Annotated in this window: 16 protein-coding genes; 15 read left to right on the plus strand and 1 reads right to left on the minus strand. The window is 44.6% G+C overall.

From position 1 onward, the window contains the following. Positions 1-8 precede the first annotated feature (8 nt). From tgt to CSH93_RS10840, 5 genes are all read left to right on the plus strand, one after another. Positions 9-1,121, plus strand: coding sequence for a tRNA guanosine(34) transglycosylase Tgt (gene tgt / locus CSH93_RS10820; protein ID WP_100643248.1), 1,113 nt, complete (start codon positions 9-11; stop codon positions 1,119-1,121). Positions 1,122-1,143: 22 nt separating this feature from the next. Further along, positions 1,144-1,479 carry a preprotein translocase subunit YajC gene (gene yajC, locus CSH93_RS10825; RefSeq protein ID WP_100643249.1) on the plus strand — a complete coding sequence of 112 codons (336 nt, stop codon included), beginning with the start codon at positions 1,144-1,146 and terminating at the stop codon, positions 1,477-1,479. A gap of 50 nt (positions 1,480-1,529) precedes the next feature. Further along, a complete protein-coding gene (gene secD, locus CSH93_RS10830) occupies positions 1,530-3,374 on the plus strand; it encodes a protein translocase subunit SecD (RefSeq protein WP_100643250.1) in 1,845 nt (614 codons plus the stop codon). Positions 3,375-3,385: 11 nt separating this feature from the next. Beyond that, on the plus strand, positions 3,386-4,327 hold the full coding sequence (gene secF, locus CSH93_RS10835) for a protein translocase subunit SecF (RefSeq protein WP_100643251.1): 942 nt from the start codon (positions 3,386-3,388) through the stop codon (positions 4,325-4,327). Between the two features lie 141 nt (positions 4,328-4,468). Continuing rightward, positions 4,469-6,445 (plus strand): acyltransferase family protein, encoded by a 1,977-nt coding sequence (locus CSH93_RS10840; protein WP_100643252.1) that lies wholly within the window; start codon positions 4,469-4,471, stop codon positions 6,443-6,445. Between the two features lie 175 nt (positions 6,446-6,620). Here the strand turns inward: CSH93_RS10840 and suhB are convergent, their stop codons facing one another. Then, complete coding sequence (suhB, locus tag CSH93_RS10845; RefSeq protein ID WP_100643253.1) at positions 6,621-7,394, minus strand: inositol-1-monophosphatase; 774 nt, start codon at positions 7,392-7,394, stop codon at positions 6,621-6,623. Positions 7,395-7,610: 216 nt separating this feature from the next. Here suhB and trmJ point away from each other — a divergent pair, with 216 nt between their 5' ends. From trmJ to ispG, 10 genes are all read left to right on the plus strand, one after another. Beyond that, the gene (gene trmJ, locus CSH93_RS10850) at positions 7,611-8,372 is read left to right on the plus strand and encodes a tRNA (cytosine(32)/uridine(32)-2'-O)-methyltransferase TrmJ (protein ID WP_100643399.1); all 762 of its coding nucleotides are present in this window, start codon (positions 7,611-7,613) and stop codon (positions 8,370-8,372) included. 18 nt (positions 8,373-8,390) lie between these two features. Continuing rightward, positions 8,391-9,224 carry a serine O-acetyltransferase gene (cysE, locus tag CSH93_RS10855; protein ID WP_100643254.1) on the plus strand — a complete coding sequence of 278 codons (834 nt, stop codon included), beginning with the start codon at positions 8,391-8,393 and terminating at the stop codon, positions 9,222-9,224. Between the two features lie 28 nt (positions 9,225-9,252). Further along, the gene (locus CSH93_RS10860) at positions 9,253-10,422 is read left to right on the plus strand and encodes an IscS subfamily cysteine desulfurase (protein ID WP_100643255.1); all 1,170 of its coding nucleotides are present in this window, start codon (positions 9,253-9,255) and stop codon (positions 10,420-10,422) included. A 286-nt stretch (positions 10,423-10,708) separates the two neighbouring features. Further along, a complete protein-coding gene (locus tag CSH93_RS10865) occupies positions 10,709-11,263 on the plus strand; it encodes a lipid-binding SYLF domain-containing protein (RefSeq protein WP_100643400.1) in 555 nt (184 codons plus the stop codon). Between the two features lie 100 nt (positions 11,264-11,363). Continuing rightward, positions 11,364-11,795: a nucleoside-diphosphate kinase gene (gene ndk / locus CSH93_RS10870; protein WP_100643256.1), complete on the plus strand. Its 432-nt coding sequence runs from the start codon at positions 11,364-11,366 to the stop codon at positions 11,793-11,795. Positions 11,796-11,902: 107 nt separating this feature from the next. Then, a complete protein-coding gene (locus CSH93_RS10875) occupies positions 11,903-13,000 on the plus strand; it encodes an RNA-guided endonuclease InsQ/TnpB family protein (RefSeq protein WP_100643257.1) in 1,098 nt (365 codons plus the stop codon). A gap of 8 nt (positions 13,001-13,008) precedes the next feature. Continuing rightward, a complete protein-coding gene (gene rlmN / locus CSH93_RS10880) occupies positions 13,009-14,187 on the plus strand; it encodes a dual-specificity RNA methyltransferase RlmN (protein WP_100643401.1) in 1,179 nt (392 codons plus the stop codon). Positions 14,188-14,284: 97 nt separating this feature from the next. After that, complete coding sequence (pilW, locus tag CSH93_RS10885; RefSeq protein ID WP_164078351.1) at positions 14,285-15,775, plus strand: type IV pilus biogenesis/stability protein PilW; 1,491 nt, start codon at positions 14,285-14,287, stop codon at positions 15,773-15,775. Between the two features lie 10 nt (positions 15,776-15,785). Further along, positions 15,786-16,823 carry a RodZ domain-containing protein gene (locus tag CSH93_RS10890; protein ID WP_100643259.1) on the plus strand — a complete coding sequence of 346 codons (1,038 nt, stop codon included), beginning with the start codon at positions 15,786-15,788 and terminating at the stop codon, positions 16,821-16,823. Positions 16,824-16,830: 7 nt separating this feature from the next. After that, positions 16,831-17,955: a flavodoxin-dependent (E)-4-hydroxy-3-methylbut-2-enyl-diphosphate synthase gene (gene ispG, locus CSH93_RS10895; protein WP_100643260.1), complete on the plus strand. Its 1,125-nt coding sequence runs from the start codon at positions 16,831-16,833 to the stop codon at positions 17,953-17,955. Positions 17,956-17,986 lie beyond the last annotated feature (31 nt).

Here is a 17,986-nt window from a genome sequence, read left to right on the forward strand (position 1 = left end):
GAAGAAACATGCAGTTTAAACTGTTAAACACTGATAAAGGCGCAAGGCGCGGACAATTAGTGTTCGAGCGCGGAGTCGTTGAAACGCCTGCGTTTATGCCGGTAGGCACATACGGCACTGTAAAAGGAATGACACCAGAAGAACTTGAAGCTTCTGGTGCTCACATATGCCTAGGTAATACATTCCACCTTATGTTGCGCCCAGGGACCGGTATTATCCGCCAGCATGGCGACCTTCATGACTTTATGCACTGGGATAAACCTATCCTAACAGACAGTGGCGGTTTCCAAGTATTCTCACTCGGCGATTTACGTAAAATTACCGAAGAAGGCGTTACCTTTCGCTCACCGATAAATGGTGAAAAAATTCTGCTGACGCCCGAAAAGTCGATGCAAGTTCAACGCGATCTGGGTTCAGATATCGTCATGATTTTTGATGAATGCACACCATACCCTGCGACTGAACAAGAAGCGAGACTGTCTATGGAACTGTCGCTGCGCTGGGCTAAACGCAGTAAAGATGAACATGGTGACAGTCCCTCAGCCTTGTTTGGCATCATTCAGGGTGGCATGTATGAGCAACTGCGTGACGTATCACTTGAAGGTTTGTTAGAGATTGATTTTGATGGTTATGCAATAGGCGGATTGTCGGTTGGTGAGCCGAAAGAAGATATGATCCGCATCATTGAACATACAGCACCCAAAATTCCTGAGCATAAACCGCGCTATTTGATGGGCGTGGGCAAACCGGAAGATATTGTCGAAGCTGTTAGGCGCGGCATTGATATGTTTGATTGTGTTATGCCAACAAGAAATGCACGTAACGGCCACCTGTTTGTAACCGAAGGGGTTATTAAGATCCGAAACGCTGCTCACAAGACGGATACATCACCGTTAGATGAAAATTGTGACTGTTACACTTGTAAAAATTATTCTCGTGCATACTTACATCACTTAGACAAGTGCAACGAGATCCTCGGAGCGCGTTTAAACACCATCCACAACCTGCGCTATTACCAACGTGTGATGCAAGGCTTACGCGATGCAATTGATGCAAATGCGCTGGATGAATTTGTGCAAGATTTTTATGCTAAAAAAAATATGCCGGTACCGGCACTATAACAATAAATAATTGGGGAGTTTTATGAGCTTTTTTATTTCTGATGCACATGCGCAAGCAGCCGGTAGCCCACAAGGTGGCGGTTTTGAAATGATTATCATGCTGGTGGTATTCGGTTTGATTTTCTATTTCTTACTTTACCGTCCACAAGCAAAGCGCGTAAAAGAGCATAAAAACCTAGTGGCCTCTCTTAGTAAAGGCGATGAGGTGCTCACACAAGGTGGTTTAGTGGGTAAGATCACAAAGGTCAATGAAGAAAAAGACTTCATTGAAATTGCATTAAATGACACAACTAATATCGTTGTGCAAAAAGCCGCTGTCACTGCTGTTCTTCCGAAAGGAACAATGAAAGCAATCTAGTCGAATCAATATGAGGTTAGCCGTGCGGCTGACCTCAAAGGAATGTTGTTGTGTTAAATCAAAATCCTCTTTGGAAAACACTACTCGTTTTCATCGTAGTGTTGGGATGTGCGCTTTATGCATTGCCCAATATTTACGGCGAAGATCATGCAGTACAAATTTCCGCAGGGCGAAACGCCCAAGTCACAGAAGCCATGGTTGAGCAAGTCAACGAAGCGCTCACGAAAGCCAATATCGAAACCAAACGCATTGAATTTGCCAATGAACAAATATTAGTGCGAGTTGCGGATGGTGATGTCCAATTGTTAGCGCGTGAGTTGCTGCAAAGTGAATTGGGTGATGATTATTTTGTTGCCATGAACCTGGCACCCGATACACCGGAATGGTTAGCCAACATTGGCGGTGCGCCAATGAAACTTGGCTTAGACCTGCGCGGTGGTGTGCACTTCTTGATGGAAGTCGACATGAACTCGGCGATTGAGAAAGCGCTAGAAGATGCGCAGGGTGACTTCAGAACAGCGCTACGTGAAGAGAACTTGCGTTATCGTTCAGTGCGAGCGATGGATAATGGTGTAGAAATCGTTTTTCGTGACCAAGAAACACTCGACAGCGCAGAGTTTTTCTTACGTAACCGAAACCGTGATTTGGTATTTGAAGAAAAGAGTGATTTACGCATAGAAGCGACGTTCTCGGAAGCGCGTTTGGCTGAAATCAGAGATTATGCGGTTAAACAAAACATTACGATCATCCGTAACCGTGTGAACCAATTGGGTGTTGCTGAGCCATTGGTGCAAAAGCAAGGTGCTGATCGTATTGTGGTGCAGTTGCCGGGGATCCAAGATACAGCACGCGCAAAAGAAATTCTGAATGCGACAGCAACGTTGGAATTCCGCATGGTGGACCAACGCAACGACATTCGCGATGCATTGAATGGTCGTGTACCTGCGAGCTCGCAATTACTCGAAGATCGTAATGGTGTTCCTCAGTTATTAGAAAAACGCATTATGTTAACCGGTAACCACATTATTGACGCTAGCAGTGGTGTTGATGAATACGGGATCCCGCAGGTTAATATTTCGTTGGATAGTGACGGTGGCAACAAAATGTCGCGCAACACGCGTGGAAATATTGGTAAGCCAATGGCAACCGTGTTTATTGAGTACAAAGCCACTGACGAGCGTGATGCAAACGGTAAGTTAGTGTTTGAAAAGCACGAAGAAGTTATCAACGTTGCGACCATTCAAGCGCAATTAGGCAGTAGTTTCCGCATTACCGGACTCGATTCACCCAAAGAGGCGCGTGACTTATCCTTGCTACTACGTGCAGGTGCTTTGATTGCGCCGATCCAAATCGTAGAAGAACGCACCGTTGGGCCAAGCCTAGGTAAAGAAAATATCGAACTCGGTATGCAAGCCATTATGTGGGGCTTGGCACTGGTATTGGCGTTTATGCTGATATATTACAAAGCGTTCGGTATCGTTGCCAATATCGCCTTGGTCGGAAACGTGATTATGATTGTGGGCGTGATGTCGATGATCCCAGGGGCCACCTTAACGCTTCCTGGTATGGCCGGTATTGTATTAACCGTTGGTATGGCTGTAGATGCTAACGTTCTGATTTTTGAGCGTATTCGAGAAGAGTTACGCGATGGGCGAAGTCCTCAACAAGCGATACACCACGGTTTTGATAGTGCCTTTTCAACCATCTTAGACGCAAACATCACAACCTTTATTGCAGGTCTTATTTTGTTTGCGGTTGGCACAGGCCCAATCAAAGGGTTCTCAGTGACACTGATGATCGGTATTGCAACGTCAATGTTTACTGCAATTATCGTGACTCGTACCTTGGTTAACCTCATTTGGGGTGGCCGTAAAGTTAACAAGCTGGCGATTTAAGGGAGATCATTATGCAGTTACTTAAATTATCCAGCACCGTTAATTTCATGCGCTTGCGCATGCCCGCTATGGTGTTGTCAACCATATTGATCCTCGGCTCAATTGTTGCGCTAAGCACGAATAAGCTTAACTGGGGACTCGATTTTACCGGCGGTACGCTAATTGAAGTCGGATACCCTAATGCTGCGCATTTGGAGCAGATACGGATCCAATTAACTAATGCTGATTTTGGCGATGCTATTGTGCAAAACTTTGGTAGTAGCCAAGACGTTTTGATCCGCATTGCGCCGCGTGAAGGTGTGAATTCAGCGACCATTGGCGATCAAATTCTTGCAGCATTAAGAGCCGATGGTGATGAAGTTGATATGCGTCGTATCGAATTCGTTGGTCCAAATGTCGGTGAAGAATTGACTGAGCAGGGCGGGTTAGCCATGTTAGTCGCGCTCATTTGTATTTTGATCTACGTTGCGATGCGTTTTGAATGGCGTTTTGCATTAGGTTCTGTAGGGGCCTTGGCACATGACGTTATTATTACCTTGGGTTTATTTGCGGTACTTCAGTTAGAGTTTGATCTAACTATATTAGCCGCTGTCTTGGCGGTTATAGGTTACTCACTGAACGATACCATTGTTGTATCAGACCGTATTCGCGAAAACTTCCGCAAGGTACGTAAAGGTACGCCGGAAGAGATTATCAATATCTCTTTAACGCAAACATTAAACCGTACGATTATCACGTCATTAACCACCGTGTTAGTACTTCTCGCTTTGTTCTTTAAGGGCGGTGCATTGATCCATGGTTTTGCAACAGCTTTATTGTTTGGTGTGATTATCGGTACCTATTCATCGATATATGTCGCCAGTTCTGTTGCACTGTCATTAGGTATTAGTAAAGAAGACCTAATGCCGCCTCAGGTAGAAAAAGAAGGCGAAGAGTTCGACGAAATGCCATAAGTGCATTGGTTTATGTCATAAAAAACCCGCTTCAATAAGCGGGTTTTTGTTTGGGAAATTCTGTATATTAAAAATCATAAAAAATTTGAATTGTATCAATCACCCCAACTAATTACATATATCTTAGCGAAATTAGGACAAATGAAATTGAATTATAGACCCGATATTGATGGCCTTAGAGCTGTCGCAGTGTTACCTGTAATATTTTTTCATGCTGGCTTTGATTTTTTTAGCGGTGGATATTTAGGTGTTGATGTATTTTTTGTAATTAGCGGATTTTTAATTACCAATATTCTATTGAATGAACTCTATGATGGTAGGTTCTCGATAGTCAATTTTTACGAGAGACGAGCTCGGCGAATTCTCCCGGCCCTATTTGTAGTACTTTTAGCAACAACAATTGTGGGGGCTATTTTTATGTCTCCATATGAGTTTAAAGAATATTCGCAGAGTCTTTTCTCTGTAGTTTTATTCTTGTCTAATATTTTCTTTTATCTAGAGATTGATTATTTTTCGTTAGCTGCAGAAGAGATGCCTTTGCTTCATACTTGGTCTCTCGCAATAGAGGAACAATACTATCTATTGTTTCCTCCTTTTCTTTTCATTGCCTACAAATTCGGCGTAAGGATTGTTCTCTATTTCTTAGTATTTATTGCTATTTTATCCTTCAGCTTGATGCTTATCCAAATGGATTCTGTGGATAACTCTGCCGCATTTTATTGGCCTATTACGAGAGCTTGGGAGCTATTAGCTGGTTCAATATGTGCGATCTTCAGCTCATCAAGAAGCAGGCAATTTAATTATATTGCAGATATTGGATTATTAATTCTTCTTGGGAGTATTATTTTATGGCCGGAAAATACGGTACATCCTAATCAGTTAACGCTCTTGCCTGTTGTAGCAACGTGTCTAATTGTTCTTTTTCCGAATGAAAACTCAATTAGTTTTAAACTTTTGTCCCGTGAAAAAGTTGTTTTCATTGGACTCATTTCATACTCATTATACTTGTGGCATCAACCAGTTTTCGCTTTTTTACGAATGAAAACATTCGGCCATCCAAGCCTCGTCATTTTTTCTGCAGCCATAGTAGTAACTTTTTTTCTAGCTATAGTAAGTTATAAATACATTGAAACGCCTTTCCGTAACAAGGCTCGATACACCCGAGCGTATGTTTTCTATCTATCATTATTCGGCATTTCTTTCTTCAGTCTAATGGGGTTGACGGGGCATTTCACCCAAGGACTGCCTGAGCGGTTTGTATATTTAGAACAATTTGAGGATTCGATAAAGCACAGCGCTAAGAGGAAAGAATGTCATGCTAGCGACAGGAATTACATTACACCTCAAGATGCTTGTATTTACTTTAACCATACCAACGTTAAATGGGCAACTTTTGGTGATAGTCACACTGTTGAACCAGCATACGCGTTGGCAGAGATGCTCGAGAGAAAGCAGATAGGTTTGCAGCATCATAGTTATTCAGGTTGTGTGCCAGCGCTTAATTTTACGTTAAAAAATCGTGAAATGTGCTCTCAGTGGCTAAATGAAACATTGACTTATTTGGAACAACAATCAGAAGTCGAAAATGTTTTAGTAGGATTTAGATATAGTTATGGAATCTTCGGTGACAACGTGGGTATTTACCCACAAATACCGAAAGCAATAGAATTAGATATTGTTGATAGTAGTGACATAAATGACAACGAAAAGTTAGAATTGTATTGGCTTAATTTAAGCGAAATAATCTCAAGGTTGGTAGATTCAAATAAAACGGTTTGGCTTTTAGATCCTATTCCAGAACTTCCCGTCCATATTAGTAAAGGAGCAAATCCTTTTTCAATTTATGGTAAGTCTACGCTACTTGATTTATATCGAGCAACGTCGTCTGAATATTACCATAAGAGACATAATTTTATTTTGGATAAACTAAATACACTTAACGAAAATAAAGGGGTTAGGCGTATTAGAGTCTATGACCTTTTTTGCGATGAAGATGGATGCCCAGCTGTCATTGATAATAAGGCTTTATATTTCGATGATGATCATCTTAGCGTTGATGGAGCGAGGATACTCTTTGACCGGTTAGAAAAACAGACGGAATTTTTATTAGCCAATTAACAGTTAATAATTCTTATAGTTGTTTATTGATATACTCCTTTGAACACATTTGGTTTCAAAAGTCACTATTAATAATTAAATACACTTTGATTTAATCAAATAGCCCCAGCGATAACAATAAATGACCTAACCTCCTCTGGGGATAGGTCACCATTAATTTTGTTAAAGTGTCGAATTACTTTAAGTTCTTAACTAACTGTTGCACTACACGTGGGTTTCCAGCAACCATCTCACCTGCATAGAGTGGATCATTGTTGCCCTTAAAGTCAGTCACTAAGCCGCCAGCTTCGCGTACTAACAATTCACCTGCTGCGATATCCCAAGGTTGTACACCGCGTTCCCAATAGCCGTCAAAGCGACCTGCGGCAACATATGCCATATCGAGCGCTGCAGAGCCAGTACGACGAATGTCACCGGCGACAGAAAAGATTTTAGTGAAGCTATCTGTATAGCTAGCGAGCTCTTCTTTCTGTTTAAAAGGAAAGGCGGTTGCAAGAACGGTTTGATCAAGGTCTTTTTGCTTGCCTGTACGAATGCGATAACCGTTTAACTGAGCACCAGCACCTTTGCTGGCGGTAAACAATTCACCGCGAATCGGATCGAACACCACGGCTTGATCTAAACGACCTTTATGCAGCAATGCAATGGATACGCAAAAGTGTGGAATACCTTTAATAAAGTTTGTGGTGCCATCTAGTGGATCGATAATCCACGTGAAAGTTTCATCAGCACCTTGCTTGCCAGATTCTTCGCCATAGAAAGCATGGTCTGGGTAAGACTGTTTGATTTTACTGATGATGGCTTGTTCTGCCTCGTTATCGATTCGTGTTACGAAATCATTTTTACCTTTTGATTTAGTATCCAGATCGTCTCGGTTTTCAAAACCGCGAGCAATGATATTTCCGGCCACGCGTGCAGCGCGCACCGCAATGTTTAGCATAGGATGCATTGTAGTCACCATCAGTTGTAAAAGAACATGAAAAAGGCCAACGCTATTAGCTTGGCCAAAAAACGAGCGGATGGTATCAGAATCGATTTTTTTTGCAATGATTTAATCAAGAAGCATGCGTTCTGATATACGCCTTTTTGTAACTGCCAGACCGCTTGTTCTGTGGTAGACTCCGCGCAATATCAAGCACAAAATTCAACCTATCAAACAGATTATATGCTCGAAAATATTCGCATTGTATTAGTCAATACTTCCCATACCGGCAACATTGGTTCTGCCGCACGTGCAATGAAAACGATGGGCCTGAGTCAACTGGTTCTAGTCGACCCTGTATCACCTCCGGACGGCAAATCTTCGGCTTTGGCGGCTGGCGCAGGTGATGTGTTAGCGGCGGCAAAAACAGTCGCCACGTTAGAAGAGGCAGTAGCTGATTGTGGATTGGTGATTGGCACATCCGCGCGCTCGCGCACACACTCCTGGCCGATGTTGGGGCCGCGTGATTGTGGCCTGAAATTAATCAGTGAAGTAAGTCAGTACCCGGTGGCCCTGGTGTTTGGTCGTGAGAATAACGGGTTGACGAATGAAGAACTGCAACAGTGCCATTTTCATGTGTGTATTCCTGCCAACCCAGAGTACAGTTCATTAAACCTCGCGGCTGCGGTTCAAACCCTTTGTTATGAGGTGCGTATGGCGTTTTTGGCTCAAAATGAGCACCCCTCGGTAGAAGAAGAGTATCCACTGTCAGTCGATTTGGAGCGATTCTATACCCACTTAGAAGCGACACTGACCAAAACCGGGTTCATTGTTAAGAATCATCCAGGCATGGTAATGACTAAATTACGCCGCTTGTTTAATCGTGCTCGTCCTGAATCGTTAGAACTTAATATTTTGCGCGGGATCTTGTCTTCAATCGACAAATCAGTGGTGCACAAGGATGATGCCGAGCCAGCATCTACCGACAAAGACGACAGCCAATAAACAGAGGAGGCATATTGCATGTTTGAACGCATTAAAGAGGACGTTGCTAGCGTATTTCATCGCGATCCTGCAGCACGTAATACCTTTGAAGTGCTGACCAATTATCCTGGTCTACATGCGATATGGATCCACCGTGTTGCACACCGCTTGTGGCGCCGCAATTGGAAGTGGTTAGCGCGCAGTATCTCTACGTTTTCTCGCTGGCTTACGGGGATCGAAATTCACCCGGGCGCCACATTAGGCCGGCGTTTCTTCATCGATCATGGCATGGGGGTGGTGATTGGTGAAACGGCAGAAATCGGTGATGATGTAACCTTATATCATGGGGTTACGCTGGGCGGTACGACATGGAAAAGTGGTAAGCGTCACCCAACGTTGAAGAACAATGTGGTCGTAGGAGCTGGTGCTAAAGTATTAGGTCCGATCACTATCGAAGAGGGGGCTAAAGTCGGTTCCAATTCGGTCGTAGTGCGTGATGTGCCCGCAGGAGCAACTGCGGTCGGTATTCCCGGCAGGATCATCAACGCTCGAGCGGACAGTGAATCTGAAGATGCGCAAGAACACAATAAAAGACGCAGTAAGATCGCACAAAAATACGGTTTTGATGCATATGCGGTAGCAGCAGATAATCCTGACCCCGTTGCCAATGCAATGGGCGTTATGCTAGAGCATGTACATTTAATGGACGCGAAGGTGGAGGAGATGTGCGCAGCTATTCAAGCCATGGGGGGCGAGGTGTGCACAAAATCGCTACATGCACTGACCGTTGAAGACTTTGCTGATACAGGGTTAAAACCTCAAGTCAGTGTTAGCAAAGAACAAGCGAAAGAAGCTTTTGACCCACATATTTAAGTGATGTTTTAACTAGCAGTTGCCCAAAATGACCCAAGTACGAACGCCGATTTATTTTGATTACGCATCCACTCGTCCTGTCGACCCGCGTGTGGCTGAAAAGATGATGCAGTATTTAACCCCTGAAGGACATTTTGGTAATCCTGCGTCTCGCTCGCACAAGTATGGCTGGATGGCTGAAGAGGCGGTGGATATTGCTCGTAACCAAGTAGCAGATTTGGTGAATGCTGATCCGCGCGAAATTGTGTTCACCAGTGGCGCGACAGAATCGGATAATTTGGCGATTAAAGGGGCTGCATATGCCAATGCTAGCAAGGGCCGCCATATTGTTACGTTAACGACTGAGCACAAAGCGGTACTTGATACCTGTGAACAGTTAGAGCGTGAAGGCTTTGACGTGACTTATGTTAACCCTCAATCAAACGGCATATTGCTAGTAGACGACTTGCTGGCGGTATTACGCGAAGACACGGCACTTGTGTCTGTTATGCATGTAAATAATGAAATCGGCGTACTGCAGGACATCGCGGCTATAGGAAAACTGTGCCGAGAGAAAGGTATTTTATTTCATGTCGATGCAGCACAAAGTGCCGGTAAAGTCCCAATTGACTTGCAAACCTTGTGTGTCGATTTGATGTCATTTTCAGCACATAAATGTTACGGCCCTAAAGGGATCGGCGCGTTATATGTGAGGCGTAAACCTAAAGTAACTATTCAAGCGCTTATTCACGGTGGTGGACATGAAAGAGGCATGCGCTCGGGGACGTTGCCGACCCATCAGATTGTCGGTATGGGCGAGGCTTTTACAATTGCGCAGCATGAGATGACGCAAGAGCAAACCCTTATTGCTGCTCTAAGCCAACGTTTATGGGATGGCATTAAAGACATCGAAAACGTTACTCTTAACGGCGATGAACATCAGCGCTGTCCAGGATATTTAAATATTTGCTTCGCCGGTATTGATGGTGAGGTTCTATTGCGTGGTTTAAGTGATCTTGCTGTTTCTTCGGGCTCAGCATGTAACAGTGCAACTATGGCACCGTCGTACGTGTTAGCCGCACTAGGGCTGAGTGAAGCTGACGCACACAGTTCGTTAAGGATCAGTATTGGCCGGTTTACGACTGAAGCTGAAGTTGATCATGCAATACAAGTGATCCACGATGTGATCCCCAAACTCAGAGATGTAGCAAATACCTAACGGCTAGACTTTTACCGTCTAAACTCAATTGGGTACGTGTTTTTCACCGTTGTGTCGGACACTTTTCTTTACAGCGTACGTCGTAGCATCGCTCGCGAGGTTGGTTGCGGGCTGCCCCTTTTAGTAGTCGCTCTATAGCGTTAATTGGCGCCAGTAATTTTGACCGATTCTGTGAAATCCCTGCAATAGGTCTATCCTTAGGTTAGCTACAATCTTGATGAATCAAAAGAAACCTGCCTCTTGGCGGCGGGTTAGCTATTCTGTCAAAGCAATCAATGGAGGCGACATGCGCGCTATTTTTACGATGTTTCTAGTTTTAACCTTATTCGGCTGTGCCTCAATGGGCGGTGGCAGCGCTGCTGATAAGCGGTCAGCCATATTGGACATGCGCGCTGAAACATTGCAAGCCTTGTATAAAGAGAAGCCAGATACCAAAAGTCAGATCAGCAAAGCACAAGGCTATGCCGTGTTTTCAAATGCTAACATTAATTTGATCTTTATGGCGGCTGGCACGGGATATGGTGTCGTTCAAAACAATCAATCGGGTACTCGAACCTACATGAACATGGCTGAAGGTGGCGTAGGACTTGGGTTGGGTGTGAAAGATTACCGCATTATCATGGTGTTCCACACGCAAGCTGCCATTAAACAATTTGTCGAGTCGGGCTGGACGTTTGGTGGTAATGCGGATGCCGCTGCAAAAGCAGGCAACAAGGGCGGATCAGTGCAAGCTGAAGCGTATTACGGAGATGTGACGGTTTATACACTGACCGAAAGCGGATTAGCGTTACAAGCCACGGTTAAAGGGACGAAATTCTGGAAAGACAGTGAACTGAATTAACGTCTGTCGATTATATGCGCGCCAACACTAGGCATTTGCAGTGTAATTGCATATAATCCGCGACCAAAATTTTGTTAACCCTATTTTTCGGAGATAGAGCATGGCTCTCGAGCGTACTTTTTCAATCATTAAGCCTGATGCAGTAGCTAAAAATGTAATCGGTGCAATCTACAACCGTTTCGAAACTGCTGGCTTGCGTATCGTTGCGTCAAAAATGATCCACATGAGCAAAGAGCAAGCTGAAGGCTTTTATGCTGAGCACAAAGAGCGTCCATTTTTTAACGCGTTGGTAAACTTCATGACTTCTGGCCCAGTGATGGTTCAGGTTCTAGAAGGTGAGAACGCAGTAGTACGCAACCGTGAAATCATGGGTGCTACTAACCCTGCTGATGCAACTGCAGGTACTTTACGTGCTGATTATGCTGAATCAATCGATGAAAATGCGGTTCACGGTTCAGATGCGCCAGAATCAGCAGCGCGTGAAATTGCATACTTCTTCTCAGAAGAAGAGATTTGCCCACGCACTCGCTAAAATATTGCGAAACATTTTTTGTTTAAAATAAAGACACAGAAATGTGAAGTTTCTGTGTCTTTTTATTTTGAATTAGCAATTGCTGGGATGCTGTATATAATTACAGCATGAGACTGAAAACCCTTAAAGTTAGAGTTAAAGACAAACACAAGAAAGAGCTGAATAGACAAGCTCGTTCAGTGAACTATGTCTGGAACTATATAAACGAAATAAGTAGCAGAGCGATTAAAGAGCGGCATATTTATATGTCAGCATATGACATTCACCCTTATACTAAAGGCTCTGCGAAAGAGTTAGGGCTGCATAGTCAGAGCGTTCAATGTATAGCTTCAGAATATGTGACTCGGCGTAAACAATTTAAAAAGGTCTCACTTCGTTGGCGTAAGTCAATGGGAGCAAGTAAGGCTTTAGGTTGGATACCAGTGAACTCAAGAGCCGCTAAGTTCAAAAATGGATGCATTTTTTTCAACGGCAAGTACTTTGGCATTTGGGATAGTTTTGGAATGTCTAAATTCAGTTTTAGAGCTGGATCCTTTAACGAAGATGCTAGAGGAAGATGGTACTTTAATGTAGTAGTTGAAGTGGATAATCATCTTTCCAAAGGTGACCAAATCATAGGTGTTGATTTAGGCTGCAAAGTGGCCGCTACCGCCTCGAATGGTGACATGATGGATAAACAAGAATATCGCTCGTTGCAAGATGATTTGCGAAAAGCACAGCGAGCCGGAAACAAGAAACGATTGAGAAATATTCACGCAAAGATAGCAAATCGTAGGAAAGATAACATTCATAAGTTTACTCGGAGACTAGTAGATTCCAGCAGAGCAATATTTGTAGGAAATATTAATTCAAAACAAATGCTTAAGACACACCTCGCCAAGTCAGTTTCTGATGCAGCGTGGGGAAAAATCAAGTCAACATTGGAATATAAATGTGCTTACGCAGGTGTTGTATTTGACGTGATAGATGAAGCATTTTCAACCCAGACTTGTTCCAATTGTGGGGAGATACCCGACAATAGTCCGAAAGGTAGAACAGGTCTTGGAATGAGGCAATGGAAGTGTGCAAGTTGTGATTCTCAAAATGACAGAGATATCAATGCTGCACTTAACATTGCCGCGGCGGGGCATCGCCGTCTTGCTGAAGGAATTCTCTCTTTAAAAAGAGGGATAGATGTCAACGCTCCCTTTTTGCGTATTCAATGAGGCCTAAAATGTCAAATAGTCAATCTGTCGAGCAACAAGCGGTAAACACTGGAAACATCGATGCCGGTGAAAAAAGTGTCAACTTGCTTAATTTCAACCGCGCTGCAATGCGCGAATATTTTGCTTCGATTGGCGAAAAGCCGTTTCGTGCAGACCAGTTGATGAAGTGGATTTATCAACATGGTGAACATGACTTTGACAAAATGACTAACCTCAATAAATCGTTGCGAGCAAAGTTATCAGCAAACTGTGAAGTGAGAGCACCTGAAATTGCGTATCAACAAAACGCGACTGACGGTACGATTAAGTTTGCATTGAAACTTGACGGCGGTCAGGAAGTGGAAACGGTCTGGATCCCAGAAACTGACAGAGCCACATTGTGTGTTTCTTCTCAGGTTGGCTGCGCACTGGAATGTACTTTCTGTTCAACCGCACAACAAGGTTTTAACCGGAACTTGTCTGTTGCAGAGATCATTGGTCAGGTTTGGCGCGTAGCAACGGCGCTGGGTTTATCCAACGACACCAGTAAACGCCCGATCACGAACGTTGTCATGATGGGGATGGGTGAGCCGCTGTTAAATCTTAAAAATGTCGTGCCGGCCATGGACATCATGATGGATGATTTCGGTTTTGGCCTATCAAAACGCCGTGTCACGTTATCAACCTCAGGGGTTGTGCCCGCGTTAGACATGCTAGGCGATCAAATTGATGTGGCGCTTGCTATTTCATTACATGCGCCAACAGATGAGCTGCGCAATGAAATTGTGCCAATCAATAAAAAGTACAATATTGAGGCGTTTTTGGCGGGTGTACGACGTTACTTAGCGAAATCTAAGGCGAATCAAGGCCGCGTTACCGTCGAGTATGTGATGCTAAATCAGATCAACGACAGTACGGACCAAGCGCATGAGCTGGCGAAAGTATTGAAGGATACTCCTAGCAAGATCAACTTGATCCCGTTTAATCCCTATCCGGGTTCACCTTACACCTGTTCTAGCAACAGTCGCATAGACCGTTTTGCCAAAGTGCTCATGGGGCATGGTTTTACTGTTATGGTGCGTAAAACCCGAGGTGACGATATCGATGCGGCATGTGGTCAATTGGTCGGTGATGTCGTCGATCGCACCAAGCGATTGCTCAAGAAACAAGAAAAAGGGCAGTCGATCCCGGTAAAAGTCGCAGAATAATGGCGTTACGCCCAATAAAACCACGATAAGGCATTGTTATTGGCCGCTATTCTGATAAATTTGTGCAGATAACTATAACGATGGAATGAGCAATCTCATGTTTGCACGATTATTTGCGCTTTTGTTACTGCTCGCCTTGGCCGGTTGCGTCAGCGAGCCGTTACCGGAAGGTTTTGAACGGACTAACGATTTTGACCAAGTAGAAGCCGCTAAAACACGCATTTCTTTAGGTCTAACCTATCTTAAAAATGGTAACTATACCCAAGCCAAATTAAATCTAGACAAAGCGTTGGAATTTGCGCCCCGTTTGGCGGATGCGCACTACAGTCTTGCCTATTATTACCAGTTAGTTGAAGAGTTCGCCCGCGCAGAGCAATCCTATGAAAATGCGATGGATCTTGATCCGCGTAATCCTGATATTGCCAATAGTTACGGTGCGTTTTTATGTCAACAAGGTCGTTATGATCAAGCTAAAACCTTCTTTCTCAAAGCGGTGAATAGCCAAAGCTATGCGAATTCAGCGGAAACCTATGAAAATATCGCGCTATGTAGCTTAAGTCAGGATCGCCCTAACGAGGCCATTGATTATTTACAAACAGCGCTCAAACACCAGCCAACCAGAGCGAAAAGCCTATTTTTACTGACGGAATTACAAGTCAGAGAAGAGCAGTTTGCACTGGCAAAGCAAACTCTAGCACGCTACCAGCGAGTAGCCCGCGTTTCAGCAGAGACACTTTGGATGTCTGTGCAAATTGCGCAAGGGCTTGGGCAAATGGACGAAGCGAAGGGGTTCGGCGACATGATGATGCGCATGTATCCCCGCCATGGATTAACCCAACGTTATGTTGCGTCAATGGATAAACCATTGGTGACGCCTAAAGTGGCACAAACGCCTAAACCCGTTGCGGCACCAGTGGAGCCGATCCAGCCTGAGCCTGAACAAGTGAAATCTGATGTTGATACTGCGCCAAGTATCAATGAAGAGGATAAGGCACTAACAGAAGCGAGAGAAACCGCAGAAGTGGCGAAGGCGGAAAGCGCCGCTGAAACTGTAGTTGATAGTGTAACTGATACAATGGCAGAGGTCAGTGAAGAGACTGCCGCCAATACTGAAGCCGAGACTGTCGTCGAGGCTACCGTCGAAACTACCGTCAAGCCAGACAGCGATGAGATCCCGGTAGCCGATGCGTCCAGCGATGTTGCTACAGTGACTGATGAAACCGATGTTGATGATAGCATTTCCGCGACCAACGATTACCCAGTAGAGGATGTTGTCGAAGAGAATGGGGCGGTAGATCAAGCAGAGACATCAACTGAACAATCTTTGCAAGACAGTGATACCTTATCTAATGCAGAGGCTGCTTCGACTGTATCTTCGAGTACAGCGATGGACTCTGAATTGGATACAGAAGATAAAGTTGTACAAAAACATACGGTTGCTGCAGGTGAGAATCTTTATCGGATTTCACTTCGGTATAACATCAAGATGAGTAGCCTTATTGAATGGAACCAGTTACCCGAAAATGGGTCCATTCAGAAAGGCATGACATTATGGGTTGTAGACCCTGAATCAGTTACCCAAGAGTAATGCTAAGTCAATGACAGAAGATCAAATGGAACAGGAAGTGGCGCAATCGACGCCAAGCGTGGGTCAACGACTTAAGGCTGCGCGTGAAGCTCAGGGCCTATCCCAACAAGCCCTAGCGGATAAATTATTTTTAAAGGTGAGTGTGATCGAGCAACTCGAGCTAGATGATACTAGTCAGTATTCGTCACCAACTTTTATTAAAGGGTATGTTAGGCTGTATGCTAAGAATGTCGGTCTAGATCCAGAGCCCCTTCTTGAAGAATTAAGTCAAGATGCAAACGTTCAGAAGCCACCTCACAAGCTGCAAAGCTTTTCTAAGCGAGTATCAAAAGAAGCCAATGACAGTCGTTGGATGATGTTTACCTATTTTATTTTGTTGGTTGTCATCGCATTGTTTATTTTGTGGTGGTATCAGCAACCGGATAATACTGCGCTCAACCGAACCGACACTTCAACATCGGCAGCATTGACCGCTGAACCCCAAGGTGAAATGGTGGCCGCGAACACGGCAAGTTCGACGGTAGCACAAAATAATCCACCGCAATCAAATGAAGTGAGAGTCGCTGATACTGAGGTGTCAGCGAGTGATGGTATCAATGATGAAACAGTCGACCGCACCAATGGCTTTAGCGCAGACATAACGAGTGAGGATGAGGTCGCATCACAATTCTCGACGGCTGAACAAACTTTTGAGGAAGTCGCTAGCGAAGACAATACGCGACAACCAGATAGCGGCGATGCCGATATTGATCAAGTGGACGAGGTCGAGGTGTCTACCATTGGTTCAGCTGATGAGGAAAATGGACTAATCGAGCTAGTGTTCACCTTTCAGGATGACTGCTGGGTCAATATTACCGACGCGACCGGTGAGGCGATTGCTTACGGTACTAAAGTACAAGGCCGCGTAATGCCAATATCTGGCGTTCCCCCGTTTGTGGTCACACTGGGTGCCCCACAAAATGTCTCTATAACTTATGATGGCGAGCCTGTTGATATGAGTGATATTCCAGCAGGTCGCAGTGCACGATTTAGCGTACCTCGAGAGTAAATCTACCATGTTTGCTGAAACTCCTATTGTTCGACGTAAGTCGACGCGCATTAATGTAGGCAATGTTCCGATTGGCGATGGTGCACCTATAGCAGTGCAATCCATGACCAATACGCCAACGACGGATGTTGAAGCTACCGTCGCGCAAATCAAACGTATACAGGCGGTGGGAGGCGAAATTGTACGAGTCTCCGTCCCGACTATGGATGCGGCAGAAGCGTTTCAAAAGATTAAACAGCAAGTGACTGTACCCTTGGTCGCCGATATTCACTTTGACTACCGCATCGCACTTAAAGTCGCTGAATACGGTGCTGATTGCTTGCGTATAAACCCAGGTAACATAGGCAAGATGGACCGTGTAAGAGCGGTCGTTGATTGCGCGGCAGACAAAAACATTCCAATCCGAATTGGTGTAAATGGCGGATCATTAGAGAAAGATTTGCAAGAAAAGTACGGTGAGCCAACACCAGAGGCGCTGGTTGAGTCTGCCATGCGACATGTGGATATTCTCGATAAGCTTAACTTTACTCAGTTTAAAGTCAGCGTTAAGGCCTCAGATGTATTTTTAGCCGTGGGGGCCTATCGATTACTGGCAAAGCAGATTGAAAACCCACTGCACTTGGGCATTACCGAAGCCGGTGGTTTTCGTTCCGGCGCAGTGAAAAGCGCGGTTGGGTTAGGCATGTTGTTGGCCGAAGGGATTGGTGACACTATTCGGATCTCGCTTGCGGCTGATCCTGTTGAAGAAATAAAAGTCGGATTTGATATTTTGAAGTCGCTGCGAATTCGTTCTCGCGGTATTAATTTCATTGCTTGCCCTAGTTGTTCTCGCCAGGAATTCGACGTAATTGGCACTGTTAATGCGCTCGAGGAGCGCTTGGACGATATCCTTACGCCAATGGACGTATCTATCATTGGCTGCGTGGTGAATGGGCCTGGAGAAGCCGAAGTTTCAGATTTAGGCCTTACAGGTGCACGCAATATGAGTGGCTTTTATTTAGACGGCAAACGTCAAAAAGAACGATTGGATAACAATGACTTAGTGACGCAATTGGAGCAACGTATTCGAGCGAAAGCGGCGGCACTTGATGAGCGTAACAAGATTGCGGTTAAAACCGTTGATAATGATTGACCTAATCAGCACTAATAAAAGCGCATAAGTG

This window comes from Neoalteromonas facilis (genome assembly GCF_002807665.1).
Lineage (GTDB): Bacteria > Pseudomonadota > Gammaproteobacteria > Enterobacterales > Alteromonadaceae > Alteromonas_E > Alteromonas_E facilis.